The sequence below is a fragment of the Kribbella albertanoniae genome, assembly GCF_004348455.1.
GTDB lineage: Bacteria > Actinomycetota > Actinomycetes > Propionibacteriales > Kribbellaceae > Kribbella > Kribbella albertanoniae.
The window spans coordinates 1-13,182 of sequence record NZ_SMKA01000265.1 but is presented as its reverse complement, the minus strand read 5'-3'; the positions used below and the strand labels follow the sequence as shown (position 1 = coordinate 13,182).

Genomic DNA, 13,182 nt, shown 5'->3' with positions numbered 1-13,182 from the left:
GCCGCGTACCGCTCCCCAACCGCCCGAACCCCGCCGGAACCACCCGAACCCCGCCGGAACCGCCGGAACCGCCGGAACCGCCCCGATCAGCCTCGAACCACCGCGACGGGTCGGCAGACAGGCCTGGGCACCACCGGCGCCAACCACAGCCCGTCAGCCGCAAGCCACGTTCCCCCTGACCGCCGACCGAACCGCCCCGCCCAGCCACCACCGGAGATTCCCGGCCGCGTCCGAGCGACGCGCGGCCACCATCGCCGTACAAGAACCCACACATCGAGCACGAGAGCCGGGCAATCCCGGTGCGCCACTACTACGTGGTACCGTGTAGTGGTACTCGGTGCTACTGAGTACTGGGAGGAGCGTGGAGGGCTTGCGGTGGATGAGCTGACGGAGATGCTGAAGGGGACGCTCGAGGGGTGCGTGCTGGAGATCATCGGTCGTGAAGAGACCTATGGCTATGCCATCACGCGGCGGTTGAACGAGCTCGGCTTCGCTGATGTCGTCGAGGGGACGGTGTACACGATCCTGCTGCGGCTGGAGCGGAACGGGCTGGTGCAGGTGACGAAACGGCCGTCCGAGCAGGGGCCGCCGCGCAAGTTCTTCGCGCTGAACGACGCGGGGCGGGCGGAGCTCGCGACGTTCTGGGCGAAATGGACGTATGTGAAAACACGGATCGACAAGCTCAAGGAGGGCGGGAGATGAACTTCTGGGAGACCATCACCGGCAGCGATCTCACCAGGGAATGGAAGGCGTTCGAGGCCCGCGCCGCGGTGCTGCCGAACGACTTCCGGGCGGCGTGGGACGAGATCAAGACGCACCTGTCGCCGTACTCCGATTTCACCGGCCGGAATCTGATGCCGATCCTGGACGGCGCGTTGGGGCTGCTCGAGGAGTCCGCTGCCGATGGGCAAACCATCTACCAGGTGGTGGGCGACGACATCGAGGCGTTCAGTGCGGCCCTGGCCGGCGGCGAAGGGGCGCGGAGCTATCGCGACCGGTGGCGTGAGCAGTTGAACAGGAATGTCGCGCGCAAACTGGACCGGCTGGGAGGCTGACGTGGGGATTCAGGACATCATCGAAGGCAAGCGGCAGTGGCGCGCACACGTGGCGCGGGTGAAGGCGCTGCCGCCGGACTACCAGATCGTCTACCAGGAGATCCAGCGCTACCTGTTCAAGGTGGGACCGGTCGACCTGGTCGATGGCCAGTTACTGCAAGAGCTTGTCGACTTCTTCGAGCAAGGAGCCGCGTCCGGTCGAGGAGTCCTGCAACTCATCGGCACCGACGTAGCCGCCTTCGCCGACGACCTTGTCAAAGACTCCCGCACCTACGCCGACGTCTACCAGGAATCCGTCAGCAAGAAGTCCGGCACGTCCGAGAAGTAGCACCCCGTGACACGATGACCGCGTGACAGAGGACAGGAAGCGATCCGAGGTGCATGAACGGTTCGCACAGACCGAGGCGGAGCGCATCAGTCAGGAGGTCGAGGACGCAGCCGCCGATCCGGCGTACCAGGCCGAGTGGATCCGGCAGTCGAACCTGACGTACGGCGGACTGGTCGCAGCCGGCTTGGTGATGGTGCAGCCGTTTCTGACCGAGCCATCACTCGACGTGTCGGCACTGGTGTGTGTCGTTGCCTTTGCGGTGTCGATTCCGCTGCTCGCAGCGCTCCTGGTCCTGAACAGGCAGGAGGAGTTCCGGCGCCGCACCAGCCGGTCGGTGCCGGTCGCGATCGCGAAGGGGGTCGCCCAGGCGACGGCGTTCGTCGGCATCACCGCCGGTTTCTGGCACATGTCGCTCGTTGCGGGGATCGTGTTCCTGGTGATGGGATGCATTGCGGCCGGAGTGCACTCCTCGGGCTATGTGAACCTCGAGTACGACGCCAGCTTCCGCTCGAGATTCCGACCTCGCAAGCGCCGTGCACCTCAATGACGTTGGCTGGTGGCGAGTTGCCTTCCGGTGAGGGAGACGGCAGCGCCTAGCGTTATGAGGGCGGCCATCGGTACGGCGGTGTGTTCGCCGCCGAGCCCGGCGATGGGGGCGATGGTTCCGGCGGTGACCCAGTGGACGAATCCCTGCAGGGCTGAGCCGGTGCCGGGGTGGTGGCGGACGGCTGCGGATGCGAGGGCGCTTCCGTTGGGGATGATGAGGCCTTGGGCAGTCATCAGGACGAAGAAGCAGCTGATTGCCAGCAGCAACGGAGTGCCGAACCACAGCGCTCCGGTCAGCATCGCGATACCGGCGGTGAGAGCGGCGAGCTGACCGGTCAGGATGAGCTTGCGGGTGGCCACGCGACCGGCGAGCCGGGCAGCGATCAGCGCGGCGACGGTCATCCCGGCGGCGTTGGCGGCGAAGTCGATGGAGTAGGCGGCAGGCGAGAGCCCGTTCATGGTTTGCAGGACGAACGCCGAGGTGGCGACGTACGCGAACAGCGCACCCATCGCAGCCCCGGTGACCAGCAGATAGCCGACGTACTCGCGGTTGGCCAGGACAATGCGTCCGGCGGCGGCGAAGTTGCGTAGTCCGCCGGCGTGACGCCGTTCGCGGGGAAGCGATTCGGGTACGGCGACCAGGGCCGCCAGCGTCATCGCAAGACCGAGCACGGCGACGAGCCAGAACGAGACCCGCCAGTGCGACAGCTGCAGGATCAGCCCGCCGACGAGCGGACCAACAACGGGTGCGATGCCGCCGACCGCCGCGATGACGTTCACCACCCGGACCAGCCGCGCGCCGCTCGCGAGGTCGACGATGATCGCCCGGCCGATCACCATCGCCCAGCCGCCGGCGAAGCCCTGGACGAGCCTGGCCACCGCCATCACCGTGATAGTCGGGGCGAGCGCGCAGACGATCGAGGCCACGGTCATGGCCAGCAGGGCCGCGAGCAACGGAATCCGCCGGCCGCGTTGATCCGAGACCGGGCCGCCGATCAGCTGGCCGAGCGCCATACCGACGAAGAAGGTCGTCAGCGTGAGCTGGACCTGCGTCGCCGTACTGGACAGGTCGTCGGCGACCTGCGGGAAGGCGGGGACGTACATGTCGGTGGCCAGGGGCGCGATCGCGGCCACGAAGACCACGGTCGCGACCAGCCCGACGGTCAGCTGGGCCCGAACCTGGGAGGCAGGTCGATTCATCAGACGGTCAGCAGGACTTTGGTAGCGGTGCGTTCGTCCATGGCGCGGTAGCCCTCGGCGGCGCGGTCGATGGGCAGGACGAGGTCGAAAACCTTGCCAGGGTTGATCTTGCGGTCCCAGATCAGCTGGATCAGGTCGGGCAGATACTGCCGGACCGGGGCCGGACCACCGTGGATGTGGACGCCGGACATGAACAGCTCGTCGCCAGGGATCGCGACATCGTGGGAGACCCCGACAAATCCGACATGTCCGCCCGGCCGGGTAGAGCGGATGGCCTGCATCATTGCTTCCTGGGTGCCGACGGCCTCGATGACCGAGTGGGCGCCGAGCCCGCCGGTCAGCTCCTTGATGCGGGCGACGCCCTCGTCCCCACGCTCTTCGACGATGTCGGTGGCGCCGAACTCCTTGGCCAGCGCCTGACGATCGGCGTGCCGGCTGAAGGCGATGATCCGCTCGGCGCCGAGCTGCTGGGCAGCCAGGATTCCCAGCAGGCCAACGGCACCGTCCCCGACGACCGCGACCGTCTTACCCGGACCGGCCTCGGCGGCAACAGCGGCAAACCAACCAGTGCCGAGTACGTCGGACGCCGCCATCAGCGATGGGATCAGCTCTGGATCGGGCATCCCGGGAGTGGCGACGAGTGTGCCGTCGGCCAAGGGGATCCGGGCCCGCTCGGACTGGGTACCGATGGTTCCCATCAGGACTCGGTGCGCGCAGTACGCCTGGTAGCCGGCCTGGCACATCTCACAGGTGTTGTCCGAGGCCCAGAACGACCCGACGACGAAGTCGCCGACCTTGATCGTCCGCACCTCCGCGCCGACCTCCTCGACGACACCGACGTACTCGTGCCCCATCACCTGGTGATCGACGGGCTCGGCACCTCGATACGGCCACAGGTCGCTCCCGCAGATGCAGGTAGCCGAGAGGCGGATGATCGCGTCGGTCGGTACGACGATCTTCGGGTCCTCGCGGTCCTCCACCTGGACGTTCCCCGGTCCGTGCATGACTACCTGGCGCATGGCGCGCTCCTCCTCGAACTGACGCTGATACCTACCCTAGGAGTGAACGCGGCGGTCCGTCGTACAGGAAGTCCCTGTCGATAGGTGTACCGATAGGGCACCCTTCAGTGCCTCGGCGGCGCGCCCGGCGGACTACTGTCGTAGTCGTGGACAACCGTCAGGAGGTACGCGAGTTCCTCACAACTCGCCGCGCCCGCATCACGCCGGACCAGGCAGGCCTGCCGACCACCGGTACCCGGCGCGTTCCCGGTCTGCGCCGCAGCGAGGTGGCAACGATCGCCGGACTGAGCGTCGAGTACTACGCCCGGCTCGAGCGAGGGCAGATCGCCGGCGCGTCCACCGGCGTACTCGATGCCATCGCGCGGGCTCTGCAGTTGGACGACACCGAGCGGGCCCACTTGTTCGACCTAGCGCGGGCCGCGGACGGGATCCCGACCTCGGGCCGGGCGCGCCGCCGGGCGACCAGCAAGGCGGCGGCGTCGCGGCTCAGCCTGCAATGGGCCCTGGATGCGATCAAGGACGGTGTCGCGTTCGTCCGTGACTCGCAGCAGAATCTGCTGGCCACGAACGCGTTGGGACGCGCCTTCTACTCGCCGGTGATCGGCGAAGGCGGTCGCACGCCGAACCTGGCCAGGTTCCAGTTCCTGGATCCCGCCTCGCGGGACTTCTACCCGGACTGGGAGCTGTTCGCCCAGATGTGCGTCGCCATCATGCGCGCCGACTCCGGCCGCGACCCGCACGACCGCGGGCTCCAGGACCTCGTCGGCGAGCTCTCCACCCAGAGCGAGACCTTCCGCCGGCTGTGGGCCGACCACAACGTCCGCACCCACGGAGCAGGCACCAAGCGCTTCAACCACCCCGTCGTCGGCGAAGTCACGCTTGTCTACGAGGAGCTCGCGATCACCGCCGAGCCGGGACTGGTCCTGCTGATCTCCACAGCCGAACCGGGTTCACCCTCGGCCGAGCGGCTCCGGCTACTCGCTTCCTGGGCGACACCGGCCGACGTACCGACGAACAACCACTGAAGGGCCTCATGCAGATCACGCGCAGCAGCATCGACACCGTCAAAGGACCGGCCGACTGGTTCACCGGCGATGTCTACATCGACGCCGTCGCCGCGGCCCCGCCGCCGTCGAGGATTGCCGCCAACCTCGTCCACTTCATGCCTGGCGCCCGCACCCATTGGCACCGGCACCCGTTGAGCCAGACAGTCTTCGTCACTGAAGGCGTCGGTCTGTGCCAGCGCCGCGGCGGACCCATCGAGGTCATCCGCCCCGGCGACCGGGTCCTCTTCGAAGCCGACGAGGAGCACTGGCACGGCGCTGCTCCCAACCGGCTGATGGTCCACGTCGCGATCAACGAAGGCGATTCCGATCACGACGTCGTCCACTGGCTCGCACCCGTCACCGACGAGGAATACGCGGCCGCACCCGCGGTCTGACGCCCCACCGTTCAACCGAACGGTTGACGGTGGGTTCAACCGGCTGAGGGTCGGGGGAGCCGCTCGGTTGATGTGGCAGCCGGTGCTTCGGCGACACGATGAACGTGTTGTGTCGCCGAAGAGAGGAAGTTGCCGTGACCAGTGGGTTCAGTCGTCGGAGTCTGCTCGGAGTGGGTGCGGGCGTCGGTACGGCGCTAGCGATCGGTACGCCGGCCTTCGCTGCCCGGTCGTCGCGCGAGGAGACGCGGTCCCTGGATGAGCTCTACCGTGCCGCGGTCGCCGAATCGGGGAAGCTGGTCGTCTACGCGGGTGGCGATCGCCAGCTTCAGCCGGATGCGACCGTCGCTGCCTTCGAGGCACGGTTCCCCGAGATCGACATGACCATCGTGGTCGACTACAGCAAGTTCCACGACGTTCGGGTGAACAACCAGTTGGCGACCGGGACGCTCGTACCGGATGTGGTTCAGCTGCAGACACTGCAGAACTTCCCGCGCTGGAAGCGGGAGGGCAGGCTGCTGCCGTACAAGCCGGCCGGCTTCGGCAAGGTGTACGACGGCTTCAAGGACAGCGACGGTGCCTGGACGGCCATCAACGTCTTCGCGTTCAGCTACATCTACAACGTCGCCGGGGTCGGCGGCAACGCGCCTACGTCGCCGCGTGATCTCGCGGATCCGCGCTGGCGCGGCAATGTCGCGTCCGCCTACCCGAACGACGATGACGCGACCCTGTTCCTGTTCAAGCGGTACGTCGACGCGTACGGCTGGGGCTGGCTTGCTCAGCTGGCGCAGCAGGAGCTCTCGTTCGCGCGAGGCAGCTTCACCCCGGGAGTCGCAGTCGCAGAAGGCCGCAAGGCGCTCGGAGTCGGCGGATCCGGTAATCCCCGGGCGACGGATGCGACCCGTTGGGTGGTGCCGGCCAAGGATCCGTTCATGGCCTGGGGCCAGCGCGCAGCGATCTTCGCGGCGGCGAAGAATCCCACGGCCGCAAAGCTCTACCTGAACTGGCAGCTCAGTCAGGAACGTCAGTCGGCGTCGTTCAACGGGTGGTCCGTGCGCACCGACGTTGCCCCCGGCACCGGTCTACGCCCGATCTGGACCTACGCGAACGCCGGCCTGGACGGCTTCCCGGCCTTCATGGCGGACCGGGCCGAGGTCGAGCGCTGGCGCCAGACGTTCAGTTTGTACTTCGGTGAGGTGACCGGCGCCCCGAGCTCGGGATGGCTGGGCCTTCACCCGGGCCGCTGACAGCGGGTCGGTTCGGGACCGGCGGCTACACTCGGCGACATCCTGCGAAGGAGCCGCCAGCCGAAGGAGCCACCGTGTCCCGGATCGCCGTGTCGCGCCTCGAGCTCGCCGTACACGCAGCGTTCTTCCTGCTGGTGATCGGTTCGTTCAGCCGGCTGCTGTCATTGGACTCCTGGCTCTGCGTCTGGATCGTGAGTCTCAGCGTGCTGCTGTCGGCCGGGTACGCGGTGACGGTCTGGGCAGGCGATCGTCTCGGTCGGTGGCAGCTGCCGCTGATCGTCGCGGTGACGCTGATGTGGGTGCTGCTGATCACCACGGTGCCGGCGACCTACGCAGCGGTGTACAGCTGGCTGGTCATCCCGTTGGCCTGCCTGTTGTTGCGCTCGCTGCCCGTGCCGGTCGCTCTTGTTGCCATCGGCATCATGACTGGTCTGTTCGGTCTGTCTCTGTTCCAGCGATCCGCGGGCTTCGACCTGTTCCTGCCGCCTGCCGCGGCGTTGTGGGCAACCGTTGCGCTGTATGCCCGGCAGCAGCGTGACTCCGTGGTTCGGCAGCAGCTGATCGACGAGCTCGAACGCACCCGTGCGGAGCTGGCCCATCAGCAGCACGAGGCGGGCATGCTCGCCGAGCGGGCCCGGTTGGCTCGGGAGATCCACGACACCGTCACGCAGGAGCTGGCGGGCAGCAGGATGCTCTTGCAGGCTGCGGATCGGGAGTGGGATTCGGAACCTGCCCGGGCCCGGGAGCGGGTCCGCGGAGTCACCGAGATGCTGGGACAGAACGTCGTACAGGCTAGGCGGTTGATCGCTGACCTGACACCGGCCGAGCTCGAGGATGGCGGTCTGGAGGTTGCGTTGGCGGAGTTGTGCCGGCGTGAGCGAGCCTATGGGCCGGAGGTTGTGCTGACGACGACGGGGGAGCCCAGGCTGTTGAGCTCTTCGGTGGAGAGCGCGCTGCTGCGGACGGCGCAGGGTGCTCTGGCGAACGTCCGGGATCACGCTCAGGCGGATCGGGTCGAGGTGGTGCTGGACTGGACGGGGGAGACGGTCAGCCTGCAGATCGTTGATAACGGCAACGGTGTCGACGACCGAGCGTCCGCGGCCGACCGGGGCTTCGGCCTGCCGTCGCTGCGTGAGCGGCTCCGGGGACTCGGCGGAACCGTGACGCTCGACAGCACTCCCGGACGCGGTACGGCGTTGACCGCGTCGGTGCCGATCGGATGAAGGTTCTGCTCGTCGACGATCACGTGGTGGTTCGTGCCGGTCTGCGCGCGCTGCTCGAGGGCGAACGCGGCTTCGAGGTGACCGGCGAGACCGGCGACGGCGAGGAGGCAGTCCGCCTCGCCCAGCTGCTCGAGCCCGATCTGGTGCTGATGGACCTCCGGCTGCAGGACAGCGCGATCGACGGCATCGAGGCGACCCGCCGGATCGCGCTCGCCGTACCGCACGTGAAGGTCGTCGTACTGACCAGCCACGGCACCCGCACCGACGTCGCTCTCGCTCTGGCCGCCGGTGCCCGCGGCTACGTCCTGAAGGCGGGCCCGCCCGATGACCTCTTCCGCGCCCTGCGGACGACGTACGACGGCGGCGCCGGAATCGCGCAGGACGCGGTCGGCCTCCTGGTCGGCGAGGTGGTGGCACCGACCACGCCGCTGACCGACCGCGAGCTCCAGATCGTCAGGCTCCTCGCGCAAGGTCGCAGCAACCGCGAGATTGCCGCGGACCTCTACCTCAGCGAGGCCACCGTCAAGACGCACCTGATCCGCATCTACCGCAAACTCGGCAGCAACAACCGGGCCGGCACCGTCGCCGAAGCAACCCGCCGCGGCCTCCTCCACCTCACCTGACCCTCGAAAAGTCGGAGGCAAACTGTCCGTGGGGCATGTGAGGATGCCGTCATGGGTAGCTCAGAGGTTGTACTGCGGGCAGCGACGGCTGACGACCACGACCAGCTGTGGGGTCTGTTCGCCACGGCGATGATGTTCGACAGTACGTCGTCCGACCTGGACCGGGAGATCTTCGAGCCCGAGCGCGCGTTGGTGGCGACGGACGGCGACCTGCTGGTCGGTACGGCGAAGGCTCTGACCCGGGATCTGTCGGTTCCGGGTGCGGTCGTGGCGGCGGCGCACGTTACCGGGGTCGGCGTTCGGGCGACCCACCGGCGGCAGGGCATCTTGTCCCGCTTGATGAGTCGGCAACTGAGAGAAGCGCCGGAGGCGTTGGCGGTGCTCTGGGCGAGCGAAGCCGCGATCTACGGGCGGTTCGGATATGCCCCGGCGGCGCGGAACGTTTCGTACGAGATCAACTTGCATCGGGTCAGGCCACATCTGGTACCGCGCGGCGCTGACCGCGTCGAGGAGCTGACCGGGGAGGACACGGCCGCCCAACTGGCGCCGTTGCTCCGGGCTTTGCAGTCGCGCCGGCCGGGGGTGTCGGGCCGGTCGGACCTGCTCTGGCACAAGCGGCTCCAGGACAAGCCCGAGGATCGTGGCGGCGCGACTCCACGGCAGATTCTGGTCCACCGCGATGCCGCGGGCGCCGTGGACGGGTACGCCCTGTGGCGCGGGAAGATGAACTGGGCGGTCGAAGGGCCGGCCAACGAGGTGGTCCTGGAGGAGCTCGTCGCGATCGACCCAACGGCGTACCACGCGCTGTGGCATTACGTGCTGACCCTGGATCTGGCCGGCAAGGTCCAATACGGCCACGCCGCAGTCGACGAGCCGCTGCAGCAACTGGTGAGCAACCCGGCCGCGCTAGTCCGCCGGCTCGGCGAGTCCCTGTGGATTCGGCTCACCGACGTTAGCCGAGCCCTCGCGCAACGCCGCTACGCCTCTGCGGTGGACGTCGTACTCGAAGTGAGCGACGACGTCATCGAGCACAACAACGGCCGCTTCCACCTGATCGGTGACTCCAAGAGCACCACCTGCGAACGCACCGAGGCTGCCCCCGACCTCACCTTGTCGGTGAGCGAACTCTCCGGCACCTACCTCGGCGGCCGGTCGCTGGCAGAGTTCGCCGCCACTGGCCGAGTCACTGAACACACCCCCGGCGCCCTGATCACGACCGCAACCGCATTGACCTGGCCGGTGGCTCCCACCAGCATCGAGGTCTTCTAGCGACCGTGTCAGGTCAACGCGGCTGCGATCCGGACGACGCGCTCCACCTGGACCCCGGCGGCGACGCGAGCCTTGTCGTCCACCGCGCCGTGTGCGGACACGTGCGAGGTCCCGTACGGATTGCCGTCCTCGAACTTGGACGGGTCGGTGTAGCCGGGCGGTACGACGATGCCGCCCCAGTGGTAGATGGTGTTGTACAGCGCGAGCAAGGTCGACTCCTGGCCGCCGTGCTCGGTCTGTGACGAGGTGAATCCGCTGTACACCTTGTCGGCGAGCTGCCCCTTCTCCCACTGCGGGCCCAGGGTGTCCATGTACTGCTTCAGCTGTGCCGCGATGTTGCCGAAGCGCGTTGGGGAACCGAAGATGACGGCGTCCGCCCAGACGACGTCGTCCGGAATGGCTTCTTTCAGATCGGCTGTTCGTTCGAGGTTGGCTCGCCACTCGGGGTTGGAGTCGACGGCCGCGGCCGGCGCCAGTTCATGCACCTTCCGCAGACGCACGGTCGCGCCGGCTTTCTCGGCATGCTCGGCCATCGTTCGAGCCAGGTCCGCGATCGTTCCCGTGGACGAGTAGTAGATGACACTCACCTTGACGTCCTGCTGATCGGCCGTCACGTGCGTCCTCCTTCTCCTGGAGTGCTCTTGCCCTGCCGGTGCCCAGGCCTCAGGGCTCCATTCGGTGCCGGGCTGGTAGCGGTGACGTCACTTGGCGCGGTCCTGGATGCCGGTGACGCCGTGCTCGCGGGCGCAATGCGCGCAGCAGTAGGTAGCTGTGTCGGCTTGCGTGCCGTGGCCGAGGATTCGGCAGCCGCAGTGGGTGCAGGTGGGCGCAATCCGGTGGGCGGCGCACTCGATGGAGTCGAAGGTCAGTTCTTCGCCGGCTGCGGTCCGGACGAAGAAAGCGTTGGCGTAGTCGTTTCCGCACACGTCACACGAAGGCATCAGGGTGTCCTTTCGTTCATCGCGGTTCCTGGCCGGTGAAGCGACTGGTCAGGGCCGGAACGGTGGGTAGGTGTAGCTGGGGGTCCAGAACGGTGCCCGGGCCGAGGAAGCCGCCCGAGCCGACCTCGAGGGACCGGACCCGGCGGACGGCACCTCCAGCGTCAGGTCGGTGTCGTCGAGCCGGACCAAGGCGGCCGGTGCCTTTGTCATTCACGACAGCTTCTCCTTTGCTTCTGACGCGTCGCAGACCAATGTCAGCCCCGCTCGCCATGCTGCATCCGCCTGACGATGACTGCGATGTCGATGGCGGCGACGAGTGCGAGGATCGCGGCGATCATCACCACGGCGACCGGAAGGTCCAGGACCGCGAAGCAGGCGGCGGCGCTTGCGCACGTGACGAGCCCGAAGACAGCCAGGACGAGCCGTAGCGTCAGCGCGCTGCGGGGCGGCCGCGGGTTGACCAGGGGCCCAGTCGTACCGATCGGATCTCCACCTCCAAACCTGGTTCGCGCTTCAGTTGCTGAGCTCGATGCGGCGAGTTTTGGTGGCGTGGGTTTTCGGCGCGGTGATGGTCAGCACGCCGTCACGCAGGTCGGCGGTGGCGTTGTCGCCATCGATGTCGGCGGGCAAGGTCACCGTGTAACCGAAGCTGCCGGTACGTCGTGTTTGCCGGCGAAGGACACCGCGACGATCACGTTCCTTGACCTCCCCGTGGATGGTGAGGTCACGTCCTGACCAGTCGATGGTCAGATCATCGCGTGCCACCCCTGGCAGGTCGGCCTCGACGATGAACGCGTCGTCGGATTCCTCGAGGTCAACCGGCGGCGACCACCGGCTGCCGGTACTGAAGTCGTCCCTGACTGCTCGGACGAATTCCTCCATCCGCTGGTAGTTGTCGTCGAACGGCGCGAACGGGTCCCACGGCGACAGCGGTCTCCGCTGCCCCCGGCGGTTAACGTTGTCATTGCGGCGGATCGGAAGCGTCACGGATCTCACCTTCTCCACGGGTGCTTGGACTTGGCCGCTTTCGTCTTCGGCGCGGCGTGGCCGCGCCACAACTGCCCGGTACCCGCTGACAGCGCAGCGATTCAGGTGACCGGACGTCTCGTATTGAATCGGCGCTCGGTGACAGCGCGGTCGGTCGCCGGTTCACCGATTGGGAGTGCAATGTGTCAGCCATCTGGTGCGTCCTTGGGGATTCGGTGGGTGCCGGTCGGGTTGACGTGGAGCACGAAGCCGTGGGGTGTGGTCCACTCGATCGTCTTGGCGTCGATTCGGCGGACTTTCCATCCGGCGGCGTGCGTTTTTACCCGGTGGCCGTAGCGGATCAGCGGCATGAGGTTCTGCGTATTGGTCTGGCCTGGTGGGCCGAGCGGATCGTAGGGATCGATGTGATCCAGGTCGATGCTGCTGGTGGTTTCGCGGGTGCCGTAGGGGAATTGTTCGGTGGGGTGGATGAGCTTGACGTGTTCGCGGAGCTGGCCGGTGGCCTCGTAGGCGTCGGAGCTGACGGCCTTGTTGAGATCGATGACAGGCTTCACCAAATACGGTCCGTACCCGATGGCTTCGGTGAGTTGGGCGAGCAGCAGCGGCCCGACCTCTTCGACGCGGACGACGCCGGTGCCGGTGGCGAGGGTGTGGTCGGTGAGATGTAGGTAGACCTCGGTTTTCCCGGGGCGCGGCGTGACGGATCCCTGCCCGTGCGGGCAGGCGTGGGCGTCGCGTTTGATCTGGGCGAGCCGGGCCGCGAGGGCGCGCAGTTCGTCCGGGGTCATTGTTTCGCTTGTCTCGGGCGGGCTTTCGCTGGGTGGTTCGAAGGGGTCTACTGTCCAGGCGTCGCTTGGGTCGAGAGGATCAGGGAGATCGCCCTCACCTGGATGGGGCGCCTCGCGATCGGCCTCATCATCCACGCCGGCCTCCTTTAGACCGGGCTCGTCTAGATCGGGCTCGTCCAGACAGGACTCGTTGCCCGGGCCAGGCTCGCTGTCCGGACGGGGCTTGTCGTCCACACCGGGGGTGCCGTGGAGACAGGGATCTACGCTGACACCGGCTGCCCGGTCAGCCCGCCGGTCGTTGCCTGTAGCAACGTTGGCGGGTGTGGCGGCGGGGTGAGGTGCGACGGCAGGCGCGGGGACAGGGCTAGGTGCGGGGCCGGCGTCAGACGTGTGGTCCGAGTGAGACGCGGGGCCCGAGTGTGGCGCGGGGCGTGAGTCTGGCGCCGGAGTGGAGGCGCTAGCAGATGCAGAAGTGGGCGCGGGCTCGGGAGATGGCCGGGCAGCAGACACGGGAGTGG

At 67.6% G+C, this 13,182-nt stretch carries 18 protein-coding genes; 10 read left to right on the top strand and 8 right to left on the bottom strand.

What is annotated here, in order from left to right; genetic code table 11:
• The first annotated feature begins 375 nt into the window (after positions 1-375).
• Genes E1261_RS36575 through E1261_RS36560 form a run of 4 tightly spaced genes read left to right on the top strand, consistent with a single transcriptional unit; the run spans position 376 to position 1,930 of the window.
• The gene (locus E1261_RS36575) at positions 376-702 is read left to right on the top strand and encodes a PadR family transcriptional regulator (RefSeq protein ID WP_132414319.1); all 327 of its coding nucleotides are present in this window, start codon (positions 376-378) and stop codon (positions 700-702) included.
• The gene (locus E1261_RS36570; protein ID WP_132414318.1) at positions 699-1,055 is read left to right on the top strand and encodes a DUF1048 domain-containing protein; all 357 of its coding nucleotides are present in this window, start codon (positions 699-701) and stop codon (positions 1,053-1,055) included. Before E1261_RS36575 ends, E1261_RS36570 begins: the two co-directional genes overlap by 4 nt.
• 1 nt (position 1,056) lies before the next feature.
• On the top strand, positions 1,057-1,383 hold the full coding sequence (locus E1261_RS36565) for a DUF1048 domain-containing protein (RefSeq protein WP_132414317.1): 327 nt from the start codon (positions 1,057-1,059) through the stop codon (positions 1,381-1,383).
• 22 nt (positions 1,384-1,405) lie between these two features.
• Positions 1,406-1,930, top strand: coding sequence for a hypothetical protein (locus E1261_RS36560; protein ID WP_132414316.1), 525 nt, complete (start codon positions 1,406-1,408; stop codon positions 1,928-1,930).
• Here E1261_RS36560 and E1261_RS36555 read toward each other — a convergent pair.
• Entirely contained in the window at positions 1,924-3,129 is a 1,206-nt protein-coding gene (locus E1261_RS36555) for a multidrug effflux MFS transporter (RefSeq protein WP_132414315.1), read from the bottom strand. The two genes, E1261_RS36560 and E1261_RS36555, sit on opposite strands and share 7 nt — an antisense overlap.
• The gene (locus E1261_RS36550) at positions 3,129-4,148 is read right to left on the bottom strand and encodes a zinc-dependent alcohol dehydrogenase family protein (protein WP_132414314.1); all 1,020 of its coding nucleotides are present in this window, start codon (positions 4,146-4,148) and stop codon (positions 3,129-3,131) included. Before E1261_RS36550 ends, E1261_RS36555 begins: the two co-directional genes overlap by 1 nt.
• 146 nt (positions 4,149-4,294) lie before the next feature.
• Between E1261_RS36550 and E1261_RS36545 the strand changes: the two genes are divergently transcribed.
• The 6 genes from E1261_RS36545 (at position 4,295) to E1261_RS36520 (ending at position 9,948) form a co-directional block, all read left to right on the top strand.
• A complete protein-coding gene (locus tag E1261_RS36545) occupies positions 4,295-5,173 on the top strand; it encodes a helix-turn-helix transcriptional regulator (RefSeq protein WP_132414313.1) in 879 nt (292 codons plus the stop codon).
• Between the two features lie 8 nt (positions 5,174-5,181).
• Positions 5,182-5,589: a (R)-mandelonitrile lyase gene (locus E1261_RS36540; RefSeq protein WP_132414312.1), complete on the top strand. Its 408-nt coding sequence runs from the start codon at positions 5,182-5,184 to the stop codon at positions 5,587-5,589.
• 134 nt (positions 5,590-5,723) lie between these two features.
• The gene (locus E1261_RS36535) at positions 5,724-6,833 is read left to right on the top strand and encodes an ABC transporter substrate-binding protein (RefSeq protein WP_132414311.1); all 1,110 of its coding nucleotides are present in this window, start codon (positions 5,724-5,726) and stop codon (positions 6,831-6,833) included.
• Between the two features lie 74 nt (positions 6,834-6,907).
• Complete coding sequence (locus E1261_RS36530) at positions 6,908-8,056, top strand: sensor histidine kinase (RefSeq protein WP_165952763.1); 1,149 nt, start codon at positions 6,908-6,910, stop codon at positions 8,054-8,056.
• Positions 8,053-8,679 carry a response regulator transcription factor gene (locus E1261_RS36525; protein ID WP_132414309.1) on the top strand — a complete coding sequence of 209 codons (627 nt, stop codon included), beginning with the start codon at positions 8,053-8,055 and terminating at the stop codon, positions 8,677-8,679. Before E1261_RS36530 ends, E1261_RS36525 begins: the two co-directional genes overlap by 4 nt.
• A gap of 51 nt (positions 8,680-8,730) precedes the next feature.
• Positions 8,731-9,948 (top strand): GNAT family N-acetyltransferase, encoded by a 1,218-nt coding sequence (locus tag E1261_RS36520; protein WP_132414308.1) that lies wholly within the window; start codon positions 8,731-8,733, stop codon positions 9,946-9,948.
• Positions 9,949-9,956: 8 nt separating this feature from the next.
• Here the strand turns inward: E1261_RS36520 and wrbA are convergent, their stop codons facing one another.
• From wrbA to E1261_RS36500, 6 genes are all read right to left on the bottom strand, one after another.
• The gene (gene wrbA, locus E1261_RS36515) at positions 9,957-10,562 is read right to left on the bottom strand and encodes an NAD(P)H:quinone oxidoreductase (RefSeq protein ID WP_132414307.1); all 606 of its coding nucleotides are present in this window, start codon (positions 10,560-10,562) and stop codon (positions 9,957-9,959) included.
• Between the two features lie 87 nt (positions 10,563-10,649).
• Positions 10,650-10,889, bottom strand: coding sequence for a hypothetical protein (locus E1261_RS36510; protein WP_132414306.1), 240 nt, complete (start codon positions 10,887-10,889; stop codon positions 10,650-10,652).
• 48 nt (positions 10,890-10,937) lie between these two features.
• Positions 10,938-11,099 (bottom strand): hypothetical protein, encoded by a 162-nt coding sequence (locus tag E1261_RS45590; RefSeq protein WP_165952762.1) that lies wholly within the window; start codon positions 11,097-11,099, stop codon positions 10,938-10,940.
• 44 nt (positions 11,100-11,143) lie between these two features.
• Positions 11,144-11,353, bottom strand: a complete 210-nt coding sequence (locus E1261_RS46630) for a DUF6343 family protein (RefSeq protein ID WP_272948630.1) — start codon at positions 11,351-11,353, stop codon at positions 11,144-11,146.
• A gap of 49 nt (positions 11,354-11,402) precedes the next feature.
• A complete protein-coding gene (locus E1261_RS36505; protein WP_238176653.1) occupies positions 11,403-11,876 on the bottom strand; it encodes an Hsp20/alpha crystallin family protein in 474 nt (157 codons plus the stop codon).
• Positions 11,877-12,061: 185 nt separating this feature from the next.
• Entirely contained in the window at positions 12,062-12,799 is a 738-nt protein-coding gene (locus E1261_RS36500) for a hypothetical protein (protein WP_132414305.1), read from the bottom strand.
• Positions 12,800-13,182: the final 383 nt, after the last annotated feature.